The 18,120-nt window shown below is 69.1% G+C and carries 11 protein-coding genes and 1 pseudogene; 4 read left to right on the plus strand and 8 right to left on the minus strand.

Annotation, left to right across the window (positions count from 1 at the left end; translation table 11 throughout):
* Nucleotides 1–398 (minus strand): GDSL-type esterase/lipase family protein (locus tag QMG73_RS38490; protein WP_281903938.1); only part of this gene is annotated, 398 nt, incomplete at its 3' end.
* A gap of 685 nt (nucleotides 399–1,083) precedes the next feature.
* On the opposite strand from QMG73_RS38490, the gene QMG73_RS38495 reads away from it, so the two are divergent.
* Together QMG73_RS38495 and QMG73_RS38500 are read left to right on the plus strand one after the other, a co-directional pair.
* Complete coding sequence (locus tag QMG73_RS38495; protein ID WP_281903939.1) at nucleotides 1,084–1,569, plus strand: DinB family protein; 486 nt, start codon at nucleotides 1,084–1,086, stop codon at nucleotides 1,567–1,569.
* 202 nt (nucleotides 1,570–1,771) lie between these two features.
* Complete coding sequence (locus QMG73_RS38500; RefSeq protein WP_281903940.1) at nucleotides 1,772–2,326, plus strand: Uma2 family endonuclease; 555 nt, start codon at nucleotides 1,772–1,774, stop codon at nucleotides 2,324–2,326.
* A 359-nt stretch (nucleotides 2,327–2,685) separates the two neighbouring features.
* Here the strand turns inward: QMG73_RS38500 and QMG73_RS38505 are convergent, their stop codons facing one another.
* Complete coding sequence (locus QMG73_RS38505; protein ID WP_281903942.1) at nucleotides 2,686–3,219, minus strand: hypothetical protein; 534 nt, start codon at nucleotides 3,217–3,219, stop codon at nucleotides 2,686–2,688.
* Between the two features lie 23 nt (nucleotides 3,220–3,242).
* Nucleotides 3,243–3,665, minus strand: coding sequence for a hypothetical protein (locus tag QMG73_RS38510; RefSeq protein ID WP_281903943.1), 423 nt, complete (start codon nucleotides 3,663–3,665; stop codon nucleotides 3,243–3,245).
* A 405-nt stretch (nucleotides 3,666–4,070) separates the two neighbouring features.
* Between QMG73_RS38510 and QMG73_RS38515 the strand changes: the two are divergent.
* Together QMG73_RS38515 and QMG73_RS38520 are read left to right on the plus strand one after the other, a co-directional pair.
* A pseudogene (locus tag QMG73_RS38515) lies at nucleotides 4,071–4,537 on the plus strand (phosphotransferase); the annotation flags it as partial.
* Nucleotides 4,538–4,851: 314 nt separating this feature from the next.
* On the plus strand, nucleotides 4,852–6,597 hold the full coding sequence (locus QMG73_RS38520; protein WP_281903944.1) for an Hsp70 family protein: 1,746 nt from the start codon (nucleotides 4,852–4,854) through the stop codon (nucleotides 6,595–6,597).
* 405 nt (nucleotides 6,598–7,002) lie between these two features.
* On the opposite strand, the gene QMG73_RS38525 is transcribed toward QMG73_RS38520, so the two are convergent.
* The 5 genes from QMG73_RS38525 to QMG73_RS38545 all read right to left on the minus strand — a co-directional run bounded on the left by QMG73_RS38525 (nucleotide 7,003) and on the right by QMG73_RS38545 (nucleotide 18,117).
* Nucleotides 7,003–7,641: an MFS transporter gene (locus QMG73_RS38525; protein WP_281903945.1), complete on the minus strand. Its 639-nt coding sequence runs from the start codon at nucleotides 7,639–7,641 to the stop codon at nucleotides 7,003–7,005.
* A gap of 291 nt (nucleotides 7,642–7,932) precedes the next feature.
* Nucleotides 7,933–8,139, minus strand: a complete 207-nt coding sequence (locus tag QMG73_RS38530) for a hypothetical protein (protein ID WP_281903946.1) — start codon at nucleotides 8,137–8,139, stop codon at nucleotides 7,933–7,935.
* Nucleotides 8,140–8,147: 8 nt separating this feature from the next.
* Nucleotides 8,148–8,636, minus strand: a complete 489-nt coding sequence (locus QMG73_RS38535) for a hypothetical protein (protein ID WP_281903947.1) — start codon at nucleotides 8,634–8,636, stop codon at nucleotides 8,148–8,150.
* A 20-nt stretch (nucleotides 8,637–8,656) separates the two neighbouring features.
* A complete protein-coding gene (locus tag QMG73_RS38540; protein WP_281903948.1) occupies nucleotides 8,657–14,695 on the minus strand; it encodes an RHS repeat-associated core domain-containing protein in 6,039 nt (2,012 codons plus the stop codon).
* Between the two features lie 26 nt (nucleotides 14,696–14,721).
* On the minus strand, nucleotides 14,722–18,117 hold the full coding sequence (locus QMG73_RS38545) for a LamG-like jellyroll fold domain-containing protein (RefSeq protein WP_281903949.1): 3,396 nt from the start codon (nucleotides 18,115–18,117) through the stop codon (nucleotides 14,722–14,724).
* Between the last annotated feature and the right edge of the window lie 3 nt (nucleotides 18,118–18,120).

Consider the following 18,120-nt stretch of genomic DNA (forward strand, 5'->3'; position numbering starts at 1 on the left):
ATCTGGTCCGCCCCGTACTCGGAGAAGTGGGTGTTGTCGCGGAGTTCGGTATACAGGTACAGCGATTTGGAAGCCTCCGGGCCCAGGCCCTGCACCAGCGCGGCGCTGTCCGCCGTCAGGTTGATGTAGGGCACCGCCTGCTCGCTCGCGACCCGGGCCATCTCGGCCGGTAGGTCCACACCGAGCCCGTTGATGTGCAGCGCCGTCGGGGTCAATGCGCCGGCGCTGTCGAACAGGCGGCGCACGGGCGGGCTGACAAGTACGGGGCGGGCGTGGCGGGCGCGCACCTCGGTGACCAGCGTGGTGAGGTTGGCCCGGTAGTCGTCGGCGGTCGTCTGCTTGTCGTTGTGTCCAAACTGGATGAGCACGACGTCGCCGCGGTTCAGCAGGGGGCTCATGGTGTCGAACAGTCGCGGGTCGGCCAGGAACGAGCCGCTGCTCTCGCCCGAGTCGGCCTAGTTGGCCACCGTCACCCCGCGCAGGTGGCACGGGTGTGCCCGGATTGTCATCGGCGCGTACGGGATCCTTTCGAGAAGACGATCACCGGGCGGGAGGTCTGCCCGGACTGCGCGAACGCCCTCGCCATGAGAAGTGCCGCGGGGGTGGTCACCGGCAATGTCGGATCCGGGTACGGCGTTTGGGCGATGCTCATGCGCAAGATCCGCCGCTCGGAACAGCGCGACTAGCGGCCCTCGCAAGCAACTGGGGACAGTTAACCAGTCCGCTTCGCGCCCCTGAGCGCGCCCATTTCAACCCGCCAAATCACCTCGCCCACCGGGGGCTCGCCGTCGAGGTCGGCCTCCACCCGTCGGGGCCTCAGGGCGTTGCATCCGGATCTGATCGGTCCTGGCGAAACCTGATCCGCCCGGCTGGGGGCCTGGCGAGGGCCCTCGATGCCTTGGACGGTTCTGCATCAGGGAGGCCGGGGCGATGGGATGGTCAGCTTTCCCTGGCGTCACACCCCACTGCCATCAGCGCGAGCATGACCGATGCCAAGGCACGCCTGCGCCGCGATCTCCAGACCTGCCGTGACGCCCTGCTGTGGAAACTCGACGGCTTGGGGAATATGATCTGCGCCGACCCATGACCCCGACCGGCACCAACCTGCTCGGTCTGGTCAAGCACATTGCGGGCATCGAATCGGGCTACTTGGGCGAGGTCTTCGGCCGGCCCCTCAGCGAGCCGCCGGCCTGGTTCGACGACGACATGGATGAACCCAACGTCGACAGGTGGGCACGTGTTGAGGAGACCAGCGTCGCCATCATCGACTTCTACCGCCGCGTCTGGGCCCACGCCGACGCCACCATCGAAGCGGTTGATCTCGACGCCACCGGCCGCGTCCCTTGGTGGCCGGCGGAGCACGCCGATGTCACCCTCCACCAGATGATCGTCCTCATGATCGGCGAGACCAACCGTCACGTTGGCCATGCCGACATCGTCCGCGAACTCATCGACGGAGTCGCTGGCCTGCGCCCGGACTTCAGCAGCCTTCCTGAAGGCGACCAGGCATGGTGGGCCAATTACCGTGACCGCCTCGAGCAAACTGCCCGCCAGGCCGCAACGCCATAAGCTTCATCCTCATCGTCCCTGCAGTTCCGCGTAGGTGATGGCCCGCTCCGCACCGGCTCCGTCGACGTGGACGACGTGCTGGCCGGACGCCTCGGTCGCGGCCCGTATCGGCAAGCCGGTCAACGTCATGATCGAGATCTTACCGAGGGGGTCGTTCCCGTCTCCGACCCCCGTGGGTGGGCGGGTTGGTAGGCTCGAACTCATGACTCAGCCCGCGCTCGCTTACCGATGGAGCCAGAGCGAGTTCGTGCGCGCATCGGAAGCGGAAGCATTTGACCACCGGGTGGAACTCGTCGAAGGGGAGATCTGGCCAGTGGTAATCGGTTCGTGGCACGGTGACACGGTCGGTCAGCTTTTGGCGTCGCTGCCACGGTCCGAGGTCCGGGTAACAACCGCGACCCTGCCAACAGGCGCGTCGCTACCCGACCCCGACTGTTGGGTACGGCGGGCGGATGCCGATCCGGTCGGCATCGTCGGGTCAAGGCTGTCGATCTGGGACGCTTCCGACGTGCTGCTCGTGGTCGAGGTTGCCGACGAGACCATGATTCAAGATCTCAACATCAAGGCCAGGCTGTACGGTCAGGCTGGTTATCCGGTGTACTGGGTGATCACCCAGGAGGCGATCTATGAGCACACCGGACCTATCGCGACGGGCTACCGGACGCGGGTCGAATACCTTCACGGAGAGCGCATTCCTGTTCCGTACACCGATGCGGACCTCGCCATCGATGATCTGATCGCCCCGCGTCCTGCGTGAGTCCCGCGCGGCCCGGAGCGGTAAAGGCCGCATTCCGTCGACGCGTAACCGTGGTCGCGTGCCGGAGGGACGCGACGTAAGGGATGTCTCGTAACTGGCGTGTCAATCCTGCTCCCAAGCAACCATTCAGAAGACCAGCCGGTCCCTACCCAGGTCATCGGCCACTCAGGCGTGATCAGTCAAGATAGACAACCGTTGAAGGACATTCAGCGCCGTTGACCGCTTCAGCGTCAACGAAATAACTGCAACGCTGTGACCTGTGATTTTCCAGCAACCGCAGGTCACAGCAACGCCGTTACGAGCAGCCCGACACGGTTCGACGCCATCCAGCGCCACTCAGAGCGACCCGCCGCTCCCAATCAATCGAGTTTGAGGGCGTGTCGTGGGGGCGGCGCAGCCGTGTTTGCGGATGAGTCGACTGCGCCGCGTGTCCTTGAGCTAGTGCCAAGATCAGAGCTACTGGCGAGGTGGGCGGCAGTGGCACCACGACCGGGGCGGTTGATCAGACGTCGCCGCCTTGCGCAATCCGCCGCTGCCGCCGCACCGAACGTTGTGGCCGTTGAGGTCATATCCATGACTGTGCTGGCGGCGGTCCCGTTGGCGCGCGTGTATTGAACTGTCAATCGCGCGAGCGAGGCACCCCAGGCGTTGGTGGGCTGGCTGTCGCCGAAGCGCAGGTAGACGGTCTTGGCCTGGCCCAGCCACGAGGTGACATCGACGACCTTCTGCGTACGGTTGGAGCCGTCTTGGATGTCGCGGGTCTCGATCGCCACGTCCCGCACGGTTTGGGATGTCGGTGTCGGGCCGGCGCGCACCAGGTACTCGTTTTCGACGTCCATGTGGACGACGGCTTGGATGGTGTGGGCGGGCAGGCTCACCTTGTAGGTGAACATGGCCGAGCCAGCTTCTCACGGTCCTACTGCGGGTAGATGGTTCCGTAGCTGGCGCAGCTGATGGCCGATACGGCGTTATCGATGCACTCCTGGCCCTCGATGTAGTAGATGTCGCCGCGGAAGTCCCACGTCATGGTCACGTCGTCGCCGGAGCCTTGGCTGTTCTTCAGCACCTCCTCGCGCGGGTCGCCGTGCGTGTAGTAGGCCCGCAGATAGACACGGGCGTCCTTCTTGTTCGCCACCGTGTCACGTAGGACCACCTTCACGTACAGTCGGCCGTCGCCGCCCCACCAGTAGGAGCCGCGTGCCCAGGCACCGACCTTATCGCCGCCAGTCCCTGTTAGATCCCACTTTGTCGCGGCCATCGCTGGCGATGGTGCGACGATGACCCCGGCGGCAATGGCGGCCAGCCCGATTGCCGCAGCCGCAATACGGCGCAAATTCATGTTGTGAACCCACTCCCCATAGTTGGTCCTGCAAGTGCGTAGACACTAACCAGAGCACGGGCTCGAGGGCATCAAACCAGCACCGTATCTTGCGCTACAACCACTGAGTTAGCAGCTACAACCAGCGCGGCAGCGTTGATGGCGGTCGGTTTCGTCGGCTCGCGCCTCGCGGCGTCTCGCCGGGGCCGCTTCGCGGGTTGACGTCGCCGCGTTCGCCGGGTGGCAGCGGCGCTCCGGCGGCGCGGTCGGATGGCTGGGGGACGTGGCCGCTTGTGCTGCGTTGACCGAAATATACGACGCCGTTGTTCGTGGTGAATCCAGTGATCCATTGCTCGTCCGCCGCCGAGATCACCTGCACCATGGCAGCATTGACGAACATTCTCTGGCAGCCTCGCAACGACACGCCAGCTTCCCGCGCTCGCCGTTTCGTCCAAGCCATTGACGGCCCGGGTTACCGACTGGCTCGACTCCCGCGCCGGCCATCTGCCGATGGCCGCTCGTGACACACTGCGCGGGCTAGTCGCCCACGCGCCGCCCGACCGACTTCCCCGCCAGCTCGTCCATTTCGATGTCCGCTCCGCCAACATCATCTGTGCCCTCGGCGAGGTCGCCGCGATCATCGACTCGTCGAGCTGGCCCGCGCGGCAGTCCTGCTCGGCACCCGCTACCACAACTGGGGGCCGGTGTCGGCCGAGGTTCGCGCAGAATCTCTTACCGGCTACCAGTCCGAGCGCCCGCTGACCCCCGCCGAGGCGGGCTGGTTGGACATCCTCCTGCTCTGGCAGGCCCTGGCGATGGTGCCACCCGGCGACGACCCGACCGGGTGGGGACCGTCGGCCCCAAGCCAGCTGAGCCATAAAACCGCAAAGTAGGTCCGGACGATCGCAGCTCACACCGTCCGGAACTACCTTGCGAAACGCCGATCAGCTGGCCGGTATCAGAAATCATGTCGCTTGATCATGCGGTGAGCAGAGCGGCGACAAGCAGATGGAGACGAACAAGACGGTCCCTGGCTCAGGCTATCGCTAGTCGACATTCGACATCGCTCGATGTCCAAACGATCATGTCATCGGCCAACACCCGTGGACTGGGCTTCGACATGTGCAATGAGACGGGGTGGCGCGGATTCTCGTCGAGATTGGCGGATTCGGTGCGTCAAGCGGCTGCCCCGGTAGGGTTTTGGTCCATGCCGGACGATTCGATCACGCTCGGGGTGGACTTCGGCACGTCGCATACCGCTGCTGTACTGACCGCTTCGGACGGTCGGCCGCGGCAGCTGCTGTTCGACGGTGGCCCGCAGCTGCGCTCGGCGGTCTTCCTCGACGATGAGGGTGAGCTGATCACCGGCCGGGACGCGGTCTTCGCCGGCCAGCAGCGGCCAGAACGCCTCGAACCGTTCCCGAAGCAGCGTATCGACGATGGCACGGTCCTATTGGGTAGCACCGAGGTCCCGGTCCAGGACCTGATCGCGGCGGTGCTCCGGCGCGTCGCGGACGAAGCGGCCCGGGTCGCTGGCGCACCGGCGGCCCAGGTGGTGCTTACCGTGCCCGCGATCTGGGGGCGCCGCCGCCGGGAGGTCTTCTCCGCCGCGGCCGGTGTGTTCGGCGGCCACCGGCTGACCACCGAGCCGGTCGCCGCCGCCGCCCGGTTCCTGGCGCTAACCGGCCCGGCCGGGCGGGTCGGCGTCTTCGACCTGGGTGCGGGAACGTGTGACGCCGCGGTCGTCCACGCCATGCCGGGAGGGGACTTGGAGGTGGTCGCGGCAGCGGGGCTGTCCGACGCGGGCGGGCTGGACGTCGACGCCGCGATCCTCGGCGCGATCGGTGCGGCGCTGGCGCCCAGGGATCGGGGCACGTGGCGCCGGCTCACCAACCCGGACAACGCCGCGGACCGGCGTGCGCGGTGGCAGCTGTGGGAGTCGGTGCGGCAGGCCAAGGAGATGCTGTCCCGGGCCGCAGTCGCGTACGTGCCGGTACCGCTATTCGACGACGCTGTTCCGTTCGGACGCGAACAGCTCGATGAGGTCGCCAGGCCGGTCCTGGACCGCACCGTGACGCTGATTCGGACGGTGCTGCGGGACGCGGGCGTCGAGCCCGGCGGCCTGTCGGCGCTGTACCTGGTCGGGGGTGCCAGCCGAATGCCCCTGGTCGCGCAGCTGTTGCAGCGGTCGCTGGGCATCGCCCCGGTCGTGCTGGAGCAGCCGGAACTGGTCGTGGCCGAGGGAGCTGCCCTTGCCGCCGCCTCGGCGCCGGTGATCGCCATCGAACGGCCCGAAGACCCATCGACGCCGCGCATCGCCACGTCACCAGAGACGCACCTCGTTCGCCGGCGAGCTATCGGCGCCGCTACAGCCGTAGCGGCCGCCGCCACCGCGATGGTCGCGTGGGCCGCCGTTGGCGGTGGCCCCGACCGCGGCGAACCGGACAGCAGCGACTCGCTATCGCCGCGCGGTGCGGTGTCCGGCGCCATAGAGACCCCCACCACCATCGTCAACACGCCTGCCCCCGTCATCGACTCATGCCTGGTCGGCTCCTGGGCCATCACTAGCCTGGAGATCCGCAACGCGAATATCAACGGGCGGACGATGACGCTCGCCGGCAAAGGCACCACCGAATCCATATACACATTCGACAACGACGGCACCGGCGCGCTCTCTCCGGGAAGCCTCGTCGCAAACGGGTCCGCAGGCGGCGGCACCTACCGGGTCGAGTTCAAGGGCTTCACCAGTTGGACCTACGAGGCCACAGACGGCGGCATCACCTACTACAGCCGGCTCGGCAACCTGTTCACCGTGGCGACCCTTGCCGGTAAATCGGTCAACGGCAACGTAGGGGACAAGCTCAAAGCGGGCTCCGACCGGTACGAGTGCGACGGCGACAGCGCCAAAATCCTGGGCACCGACTTCGCCGCTCAGCTACGCCGCAGATCGTGACCAGCGGCGCCCGTCGGGCCGGACAAGTCCACCGGTAACCGTGCGACGGGCGTGCTCGGGGCCACCACACACCCCAGCTGATGACCCAACTGGTTCGACTGACCAACAAGCGAGTGCGGGGTAGTGCCGATTGCGGCTTCTCGTCCGGCGTCCGACCCAGCCAATGATCGCCACGCACCGTTACGAGCGCTTCGCGACCGCTCGCCATCTCATCGCCCACAGCAGCACGCGCACGCACTGTCATCCGCAGATCCGTGCCCGCACAGCCACGCAGCCGGATGGCTCCGCAGCTACACAACGTCATCATGAGACGGGGCGGTTCCTTCGGCGGCGGAGCGTCCGCCATTGCCCCTGCCGTCCGGCCGCATGATCCATTGGGAACTTCCAGATCCATCGGGACGGAAGTCACTCCACCGAAGTACGGCGGTGACCGCAGCTCCCAGCGAAAGCCAGCGTCACCGACCAGATCCATGCCTGGGAGGTGAAGTATTTCCAGCCCTCCTGTATGTCGTTGAGCATGGTCGGGTCGCCCTTGGCGCGGGGTGGTCGGCTGGGAAGGGACATTCGGGCGAAGCAGGCGGCGGCTAGCAGGAAGGTGGCGGCGTCCGCCGCGATGGCCCAGCCGCCGCCCATGGAGGCGGTCAGCAGGCCGGCGACGGTTGGGCCGAGGATCCGGGGGGTGTTCCCTGCGGACGCCAGCAGGGAGCTGGCCTGCTGAAGACCTCGTCCCACGGTCAGGTTCGAGAGAATGTCGCGCAGTGCGGGCTTAGTCAGCCCCTGGAAGATGCCGTTGAAGGCGGACAACGGCAGCAGTAGCGCCGGATGCTGATGCGTGAGCAGGATGATCGCGACGCCGGTCTGGGTGAGGCCGGCACCGATGCTGGTGATTCGCAGGACGGTGTCGCGGCGGTAGCGGTCGGCGATGCCGCCGTCCAGGAGCATCGTCGCGACCATCGGGACCAAGGCCGCGGCGGTGACCGCCGACAGCCAAACCGCGCTGTCGGTGATTTCCAGAACGCCGAAGGCCAGGGCGACGGGCGACATGAAACTGCCACCATGGAGATCGAACGGCCGAGGAAGAACCACCGGAAGGCGGATGAGCGCAGCGGCCGCGTAGCCGCAAGATGAAGATCGAGCCGGCTTCGGCCCCTTTCCGCTGCTCAGGATCGGGATCCTTAGACGCTTCCGGTTCGGACATGAGGAGCCGAGCCACGCTGCCAGCGCGTACCGGATGCATCAACTCGGTTTCGCGCGAGCCGGTCGGAACGGGCGGATCACCAGTGCCCGAGAAGGCGCTCGGGTTCGGCGTGCGGCGGGGGGATGGTTCGCCAGCGATCACCGCCGTGACCAGCAGCAGCCCGAGAATGCAATGACCCTGTTTTCGATACGGTCGAGGTGCAGGTATCGGGCGGCGAGTTTGTCGAGGTCGACGGTGAAGTAGATCGCCATCAGCGGGTTGACGAACAGGGCGCGTCCATCGCCGTCCGGGCGTTCAGTGTGGGAACGCGCGGGGTGATCCTGTCCCGCGAGGAGCATGGCCACGAACGCTCCTACAGGCAGGCAGCCGCGTTGGCGTCGCTCGCGGCATCGATCGCCTCTCGGGTCCGGTCGACCAGATCCCGTGCGACCGGGGTCTGGTGATAATGCCGTTCATAGAACTGGAGCCCGTCGGCCGCCGCGCTGCGGACCGTGATCAGTTCGCGGTACGTGGCCATGTTGGCGCCGGCGTCGGCGGGCGCGGAGAAGGCCCGGTTCGGTCCTGGAACGACGGCTCTGCCCCGGGACCTCGGATCGGCGCGGACCGCCGCCAGGAACCGGGTGGGGTCGGCCACCACCTCCGGCTCGCAGGGGGCGGGCGCGTGGCGGAACTCCCAGACCCAGACCTCCCCAGGTGCACAGTTCCACCACGCGATGTCCGCCGGGTTGTCCGAGTCGTTGATGCGTGTCGTGATGGCCGCCTCCGGGAACCGCTGGCGCAGGTCCAGCACGCGTAGCGCGATGGCGGTGCCGTGGGCGTAGTGGGTGTCACCCAACTGCATCGATCAATCGTCCAATCCACTCACGCCGCCAGCACCCATGTCGTCACCGCCGCCGCGCCCGCGGTCACGCAGAGGAACACGCACGCCGCCGCGCCCACCACGACCGTCGTGACCACCACAGCGCCGGTCACCAGGGTATCGCCCACCGGATCCGACCGGACCGCCCCCGGATCGGCCGGATGGACGAGCACGTCCAGGTACGCGTCCGCGTCGTACTGCGCGTCGGAGGCCACCTCGTACGCGTCATCGGTCTTCTGCCTCATCTTGCTGTCGACCTTGTCCCGGAACCTCGTCCGGTCATATACCTGTATCCCGTCCTCCTCCACATTCTTGACGGTGATGAGCTCTCGGGAATCGGCCCGGTTCGCGCCTGTCTCCTGCGCCGGGTCGAACATCGGGCCGCGTATCACGTTTCTCCCCTCGGCCCGCGGGTCGTTCTTGATGTCGTTGAGGTAGCCGTCCAGTTGGGTTCGAACCGCCTTCGAGTGGTTCCGGTACTCCTTCGCTGTCTTGAATTCCCATACCCACACCTCTCCTGGGACGCAGTCCCAGCAGATGAGGTCGGCACCGTGCCGGTCACCTTGAATATCGTGCGAGATACGCGCGTGCGGGTACATCCTCTGCAGGTTCGCGAGTCGGAGTGCGATCGCGGTGCCGTGCGCCGGATCGGAACCCTTCTGAGGCGTGCCCTGGGATGTATCCGCGAAGCCGTTCGGGTCCGAGGGGTCGAGGGGGGCGGGGAGGAGGCCGTCGGGGTCGGAGAGGGTGGTCGGGTTGTTGTTGCTGTAGGAGTAGCCGTGGATCTGCTGGGGATCCTTGTCGTCCATGATCGGGTCGATGGAGATGAACCGCCCGATTGCCGGGTCGTACTCCCGCGCGCCGAGATGCGTCAACCCTGTACTCGCGTCGATGGCGCCGCCGACGAAGCCCTTCTCCCCCGGCCACGCGGCCGGCGGCGACCCACGGACGGCGCCGAACGGGGTGGTGCGACGGCGGGTTATCTGACCGCTGGCGGCGTCCACGGTGACCTGGGCCGTGTTCAGGTGGTCACCGGCTAGGAACGACACCCCGGCCGGGGTGCGCACCGCCCGCGCGCCGCCGCCCAGATCGTAGTAGCGGGTGCCGGCGACCACGCGTGTGGCCGTGTCCAGCCGCAGCTCCATGCCGCCCAGGTAAAGGGTGGTGACTCCGGGCTCGCGGCGCAGCAGCCGGTTGCCGTCCGGGTCGTAGACGAACGACGTGGTGCGGCCGCCTTCGGTGACCGATGTGAGGTGGCCCTCGGCGTCCCAGTTCAGGGTCTGCTGGCCGGTGACGCCCGGTCGCTCGACGGTGTTGCCGGCCGGGTCGTACCGGTACGACCCGGCGGTCTCAGCACCGTCCATTGTGGTCTTGATGCCGGTCAGTGTGTGTGGCTGTTTCTGCCCAGCCGCCGGATACTCGTACTCGCGCACGGTGTCGGCTGCTTCGGCAATGCCGTGCAGGGTCTCGGTCAGCCGGTTGCCGGTCTTGTCGTAGGTGTACGAGTGGTGGTAGGGCGCCGGGCCAGCCGGAGCGGGTGCGTTGGCACAGGCCTGCGGGTCGGTGTAGCCGGTCGCCCGCGCCTCGGTGAGCCGGCGCAGGTGGTCGTACGCGAAGCACTGCGCGTCGGGCTCGCCGGCCGCGGGCGTGTCCACCAGTGCGGTGACGTTGCCGCCAGGGTCGTAGCCGATCCGCACGTCGGACTGCTCGGTGGTGACGCCGCCGAGCTCGCGGTGGACCTGGGAGCGCACCAGCCGCTCGGTGCCGCGCTCCATGCCGTACGTTATCCACGTCTTCGGCCCGCCGGCGGTCAGCTCGACCTGCCGCAGGTGGCCGGTCTGGTCGTACAGCGCACTGGTCACATAGGACGCGAGGTTGCTGGTCACCTTCGTGCGCCGGCGCAGGCCGTCGTAGCTGTACGCGATGCTTTCGGCGGGCAGGCCACCGGCCGCGGGCAGGGCGATGCCCTGCGCCGTACCGTCCATGTTGTAGGTGGTGCTGAAGTCGTACGTCCCGGCCAGCACTCCCTCGGCGGCGGGGATGATGTACCGGGTCACCCGCGGCCGATAGAAGTCGTCGCGCAGCGGATAGGCCGTCGTGTACGTGCTGCCGCCGGCGAACCGCTGGGCGTACGAGAGCTGTCCCACGTGGACGGTGTCGTATGTCCAGCCGGCGAGTTGGGTGTTCCCCTCGTGCACGGCGGTTTTGCGGCCGAGCGCGTCGTACGTGGTGGTCCGGGTGAGGCCGCGACCGTCGGTGACGGAGGTCAGCCGGTCCAGATCGTCGTAGCCGTAGCTGATGGATCCAGCGTCCGGGTCCTCGGCCGCCACCTTCCGGCCCCGCTGGTCGTACCCGTACCGCCACACGTTGCCGGCCGCGTCGGTGACGGTCGCGGTGTGGCCGGCGGGCGTGTACGTGTACCGGGTGGCGTCGTACGGCCCGGTCGGCGCGTCGCCGTGGTACTGGCGCAGTTCGAGGGTGTTGTTGCGGGTGTCGCCGATCGTCGTGGTGGGAGTCTGTCCGGCGGGCGGGTCGACGTGGGTCCGGTCGCCGTCGTATGTGGTGGTGGTCCGCCACAGCTCCTCGCCCGCCACGGCGGTGATTTCGGCGGTGGCGCGGGCGGCGCCGTCGTACACGAATATGGTCTGACGGTCGACCGCGCCGCCCGGCACCACGAGCAGCTGCCCGGCGGGAGCGCCGGCCGCGTAGTAGGTGCCGTTGGTCCTGGCCACCTTTCCGATGGCGTTGTGGTAGGTGTCGGTGACCACCCGCCCGCCGTCCGGCCCCGGCGCCTGCGTCTGACGGGGGCGCAGCAGGCCGTCGAAGAGCTGATACTCCACCTGGTACCCGCCGGCGTTGGTGATCCACTCGACCTTGAGCGTCACCGGTGCGTCCGCCCGTACCGTGTACGTGTACCGGAGGCTGGGCGACTTGTCCTTGGGCCGATCGGGCATCCATACCGACACCAGGCGCCCGAGGGCGTCGTACTCCTGATGGACGGTCTTGCCGTTCGGGTCGGCTTGGGCGGTGCGCTGTCCCCGCGCCGGGTTGTACTCCACCGTCTGGGCGTGGCGCAGCGCGTTCGTCTGCCGGGTTCGCGTGGTCAGCCCGCCGGTTTCGGTGTATTCGGTGATCGTGGTGGCTCCGGCGGCATCGGTGAGGGTGAGCGGGCGGCCGAACGCGTCGAACGTCCGCTTCTCGACGGTGAGGTAGCTGGCCGCGGTGCCGTCGTGCGTGGCGAGTTTCTGGACCGTCGTCACGTCGCCCTTCGTGGGCGTCGCGCCGAAGCCCTGCCCGTCGAAGAACGCCCGTTCGTCGCTGATCACCTTGGTGCGGCGGTCCACCGACGCGTCGCAGGCCACCGCGACCGTCTCCACGCGTGAGGTGGACGCGCGCAGCCAAGCGGCCGCGTTGTCCGCGTGGCTGATGCGGGTGCACCGGTCGTCCGCGGCGGTGGACACGTCGCCCAGGTCCTCGTTGCGGGTCAGCCGCCCGAGGCTGGGATCGTAGGTGGCCGTGGCACGCATCTGGCGCCACCCGCCGGTCGACAGGGCGGCGAAGCCGAGCGTGGTGGCGGTCCGGACCAGGTGCGCCTTGACCATGCCCCAGCTCGGTGTGGCGGTGGCGGTGACGTTGGACCACGGTGTCGTGATCATCTTCGAGACGACGGCGGATCCGTTGTAGACGGCGCTTTCCAGCTGGTGCCCGGAGAGATGTTCGTGGTCGACGTACTCCGTCCCGGTGGAGTCGGCCACGGAGACCTCGCGGGTGCCGCCTCCGGGGTCCTTGTTGCCGTTCAGCCCGCGCAGGTAGGTGTATTCGGTGCGGGTGGTCATCGTCTGGCCGTCGCCGCCGCGCACCCGCACCTTGCCGTATCCGCGCCAGTCGCTCCAGGTCCGGTACTTGGCCTCGCTGATCCCGTCCGGCTCGGCGTACCGCCAGCCGGCGTCGCCCAGGTACTCGTACCTGGTGACCATGTCGCCGTTGCCGCCGGTGCGGTCGGTCTCGATGACCTCGGCGACGACGTACTTGTGGAACCAGTCGGTGATGGGTTCGTCGGTGCCGGGCGGGCTCCACTTCACCGGGAAGCAGCGCTTCGTGCTGTCGCCGGGCGAGGGCAGGCTGCCCAGAGCGCACTCGGTAGCGGCGTAGTTGACCACCGTCTGGCCGCCGCTCTCGGTGTATATCGCGGCCAGCCGGGGGCGGATCAGCCCCGATATCCCGTCGTCCGGCCCGTCGACGCGGTTGGCCAGTTGCCGCGGCTCCAGGTCGAGCGAGGGCAGCGTCAGGGTCCCCGCGGCGTGGGTTATCTGGCTGAGCCACAGGCTGCGGCTGGCGTCCCCGTTGTCGGTGAACACGTGCGTCAGCGACCAGGAGTCGACGTCGGCGAGCGCACCGCCGACGCGGGCCTGGGTGGTCACCTTGGTCAGGCGCATCCGCGTCCAGAACGTCGGCGCCTTCTGCTCGGCCTGGCACTTCACGCCCGTGGCGCAGTTGCGGTCCCACGGCACGTCCGGCCAGTGGCGGGCGTTCTCCTCGGTGAGCTGCCCGGCTGCGCACGTGATGGCGCCGGACGGGATGCACCGTTCCGCGGTGGCGAACAGCACCCGCGCGGGCGGTGCGGCGTACGCCTGGCCGTCGCGTAGACCGTAGTCGACGCGTTTGAGGTATCCGCCGCGGTGGTAGGCGACGCCGTCGACGTCGGTGCGGCCGCGCTGTGCGTAGTGGTTGGTTTCCCGGCCGTAGAAGTACGCCATGGCGTTGCCGTGCGGGTCCGTGACGTAGTCCAGGTTCCACCGCCACGCCTGCCGGCAGCTCGCGTCGGCGAACGTCGCCGAGTAGCACGGCTCCCCCGCGTCGTCGCCGAAGACCGGCACGGTCCAGGTCGAGGCGGTCTCCTCGGCGCCGCTGGACCATCCGGGCAGCCGGTTGAGGCCGAAGTGGTACTGGGTGCCGTCCAGTGTGGTGACCCGCCAGTGCTCACCGTCGTTGTCGCCGTTGCCGGTGTCCGCGTCCGTCAGCGCCTCGACCCGCGACCCGTCGTCGTCGCGGAGCCGCCAGGCGCCGGACTCGTCGTCCCGGACCAGCTGGGTGGAGCGTCCATTGAGGACTATCTGGACGACGTCGCCGGCCCAGCACTGGTCGTACATGCCGTCGTGGCCGTCGTCCTCGCACGTCTTGTATGAGCGTTCGATGTATCCGGGCTCGTACCCGAAGCCCTCGCCGACCCAGGAGCCTTGGTTGTTCGTGGCGGCGGTGCGCCCGTCGACGATCTGGGAGGAGTACGACAGCTCGACGTTCGGCGCCAACCCGCCCGGGACCGGCGGTGTGCGCATCGGGTACGCCCAGGCGAACGCGCCGGAACTGGGCGCGACGCTCCACTTGGCGGACGGGGACAGCGGGGTCGCCGCGTAGTCGCCTTGGGATGACGCGTCCCCGGCGGCGAGGGCGAAAAGGCCATCGGTTGGCATCTCGGCGGTCACCGTCCGGGCCGCCGTGTCGTTGCGCGACGGTACCCCGAGCAGCCTGAGCCGCGCGCCGAAGTCGCCACCGTAGGCCGCGGCGAAGTCGGCGTACCCGATGCTCAGCCGGACCGTCGACCGGCCGCCGACCGGCGTCAACCGCACCAGCACACCGCGAACGCCGGCCGCCCGCGCCGCGTCCTGACCGAGCACCTCGACCCGCACCGGCGGCGCCGTAGCCGACCGGGAGCCCGGCGCTGCCGGGCGCACCGGGGTGATCCTGACCGGCAGGTCACCGACGCGGGCCGTCGCACCGGAGGCCGTCAGCACCGCGGTCGCCGGCTTCGGCCAGGTGGCTCGTGCCGGCGCGGCCGGCACGAGCCAGGAGGCCGGGCGCGGCCGCACGGGGGCGACGGTTCCACGCACCGGTTCGCGGGACTCGGCCACCGCCGGGCGGCCACCGGTCGGTGCCGCCGTCGCCGGTCGCGGTGCGACATGGACGGCGTCGGCCATCAACACGATCGCCAGCACCGGCGCGAGCGCTCGCGCGGTACGGCCGTGGACACGGGCAAGGAACATCACGGCTCCCTGGGGTCGCGGTGTTTTCACAGGTCGGGTTGCTCGATGACGGGCTGCGCGAGCAGCTGGACGACGGTCGCGTCGGCGGCGCCCGAGTACACGCGCACGTCGTCGATCGCGCCCGCGAAGTGCTCGCCCCAGGCGCCGTCTACCAGCGCTCGACCGACCTGGAGGCCACCGGTGGCGTTCCAGTAGCCGGGGTGCGGCGCGACCGCGGAGTCGGCCAGCTGCCCGTCCACGTACAGCCGGATCTCGTCGGCGAACCCGTCGTAGACCACGGCCAGGTGCTGACCGCTCGGATCGGCGCTGGGCACGCGCTGATCGTCGATCAGCGACGTGGTCGCCACGTCACCGCGCTGGTCGGCGTGCGGCAGCACCAGCTCCCAGGCGTCAGACCCGGGCGAGTACCGGACCACGAAAGCGCTGGTGTTGACGCCGGGCGCGGAGAGGACCGCCATGGCCCGGCCCGGCGCCGCGGCGGCCAGCCGGACCCGCGCGGTGACCGTGAAGCTGTCCTTCGTCGCGGTGACCGGGCCAGCGGTCGCCGCGTGGTCGTCCACGCCGTCCAGCAGCAGGTGGCCGTCGCCCACCAGAGCAGGTGGATCGAGGATCGGATCCTGCGGCAGGTAGATGGCCGGCCCGCCGGACAGGGCCAGATCCTGGCCACCGGTGGCCTCCGGGCTGGCCCCGTTGGCCGCGTCGTTCAGTGGCCAGTACCCGCGCCGCTTCGGCGCCAGCTTGACCAGGTCGCCGATCTCCTGCGGCGTCGCGATCCGGTCGAACACCCGCACGTCGGCGAGATCACCGCGCCAGAGGTTCTCCGGGCCGGCCTTGGTGGTGCTCCGGCCGATCTGTACGGCGCCCCGAGCCACCCACGCCGACCGGCGCGTGCCGGAACCCGCCACGGTTCCGTTGACGTACAGCGTCAGGACGCCCTTCTCGTGGTCGAACACACCGGTCAGGTGCGCCCATTCACCGGCCACCGGCGAACCGCCACTGACCCGCCACTCACTGAGCGTGTCCACATCGGTCACCGGCACGCGCAGCGCCCACGCGTTGTGGTGATAGCCCAGCGTAAAACCGGGCTCGCCGGAGCCGTCCACGCTCACCGCTACCGCCGAACCGTCCGTGGCCGCGGCTCGTGCCCACGCGCTCACCGCGAAGCTGCGCGAGGTGTCCAGTAGCCCTGAGCCTGCGGTCAGCGCGGTGCCGGCGGTGCCGTCCAGCCGCACGGCACGGTCCGCCGCGCCACCCGGCCCCGGCACGCCGAAGGTGACGCCGCCAGCGGCCACCGCGCCGGTGCCGCCCCGCACCTCGACCGCCTGCCCGGAGCCGGGGTCGTCCTCCATCCGCCATTCGCCGGTGGCCGGCTCCTGGTTGACGATGAACAGGTGCACCCCGGTGCTGCTGGTCTTGCCCGCACGGTCCACCGCCACCACGGACAGCCAGTTCGGTCCGGCCTTGGTCGCCATGATCCGGATCTCGACTGGGCCACCGCCGACCGTCGTGGTGACCTTGTTGTTGGCCGACGGGTTCTGGTTGACGCCGTACCAGTACTCGGAGACGTCCGCCGAGTTGCTCTGGAATCGGAAGCCGCCATACCGGCCCACGCCGTCGTGGCCCTGGTCGTCGTCGGGGAAGTCCGCTGAGGTGACCGCCGGGGCCGCCGGTCGCGTCTTGTCGTAGACGAACTGGCAGCGGGTCTGGTCGCCGGCCGAGCTCCAGGCGCTCCACGCCGTCCCGTCGCTGGCTCGTACCTCCCAGGCGAGCACCACGTTCTCCGGGATGCTGGCGGGCACGGTGTAGTAGAAGGTGGATCCGCTGGGCTTGGCCGAGGTGGTGTAGTGCCGCTCTTCCAGGGCGCCGGTGCTGGGATTGGTCCAGTACACCTTGAACTCCGCCTTCAGCGACTCGGCGTGCGCGCTGGAGTGGTCGGGGTCGCGCAGCACGGCGTTCAGCTTCGGCGGTACGTCCGTATAGGGCGCCGCGCTGCCGTAGACGCAGGCGCCACCGGGCGACAGGGTCAGTTCGGACTGCTTGGGCGTGGACGGCGCGGTGTTGTAGTTCACCTCCAGCAGGGCGTTGTTGCAGAACCGTTTCCACTGCAGGTGACTGCCCTCGTCGTCGGCCCGCAGGCCGAACGTGGTCGTGGCCCAGCCCTTGGACGCCGCAGTCGTCACCGCGTCCGTCGCGGTGAACTCGGCGTTCTGGTTGGTGGACGTGCACGAGCCGGTCGGCTTGGACGGCGACGCCTCGTCCTGCAGCGTCTTCCACGAGGGCTGGTTGTTCCAGGTGGTTGCGGAGCTGATCGCGCCCGTCAGGTGCAGCCGCGCGGGCCGGGCGGTGTCGTCGTATGTGTGGTAGAGCGTCACCCGGAACGTCGCGGACAGGATCGTCTTTCCCTTGTACGCCGAGGTGGGTATCGCGTAGAAGAGCCGCTTCACGCCGACGCCCGCGCAGGTTCCGGAGGCGACCGGGCACTCGCCCATGCCCTCGTGCGAGGCGCCGTCGAACTTCCAGTACTTCTCGCCCGGATAGCCGCTTGCCACCATGGCCCAGCCGGACCGGGACGACGACTTCCAGACCGGGTCGATGACGATCGGGAACCGCGTCGCCGGGTCCGTCAGCAGGCGTTGGTCCGGCACCAGTGTCAGGGACCGGGCGCCGACCTGTACTCCCAGCGGGCGGCGCACCGCCGCGCCGGCGTCCCACATCAACGGGGTCGGCGCCTCGAACACCGCGCCCCCGCTGGCGTCCACCGCCTCGACCCCGCCGGTCGCGGTCTGCCGTATCGCGAGGCCGTCGGCCCGCACCGGAAGCTCCAGTTTGGACAGCGTGGGATGCCGGGCCGCGTCCGCGGTCTTGACGACCAGCACGTGCGAGAAGCCGTCGACGTCTGCGGTCACCACGAGGTCCACGTCTGGCAGCACGTTCCGGTACGTCGCCGTGGCGCCGTCGAGAACCGGCGCCGGCAGCGTACCGGGCCAGGACAGCGCGAGGCGACGGCCGGACCGCTCCATCGCGGCGAAGGGGCCCTGACCTCCGCCGGACAGCAGCAGCCCGACCGTCGCGGCCCTCGGCCCAATCGAGCCATCGGGACGCCGTACCAAGGTGGCGTCGACCCCGACCCAACGCCCGCCTCGCAGCATCCTGACCGGGCGCACGTGTTCCACGGCCGTGCGGCTGCCGTCCGGGTTGGCGTACACCTCGCGGTACTCGTTCCGGAAGGCGCCGATCTCCACCGGTGTCCCGGACGCGGCGGCGAGCGCGGCCGCGTCGACCTCGGTCTGCCGGACGCCAGTGTCCAGGGCCACGGGTGTCGCCGGCTCTTCCCGCCCCGGCCCGTGGGTGTACACCGCCATCAGGGCGGCGAGCCCGGCCGCCAGACCGACTCCACGCAGCCACCGTTTCGCACCAAACACGAC

The sequence above is a fragment of the Phytohabitans aurantiacus genome, assembly GCF_027923225.1.
In the GTDB taxonomy this organism is placed as follows: Bacteria; Actinomycetota; Actinomycetes; order Mycobacteriales; family Micromonosporaceae; genus Phytohabitans; species Phytohabitans aurantiacus.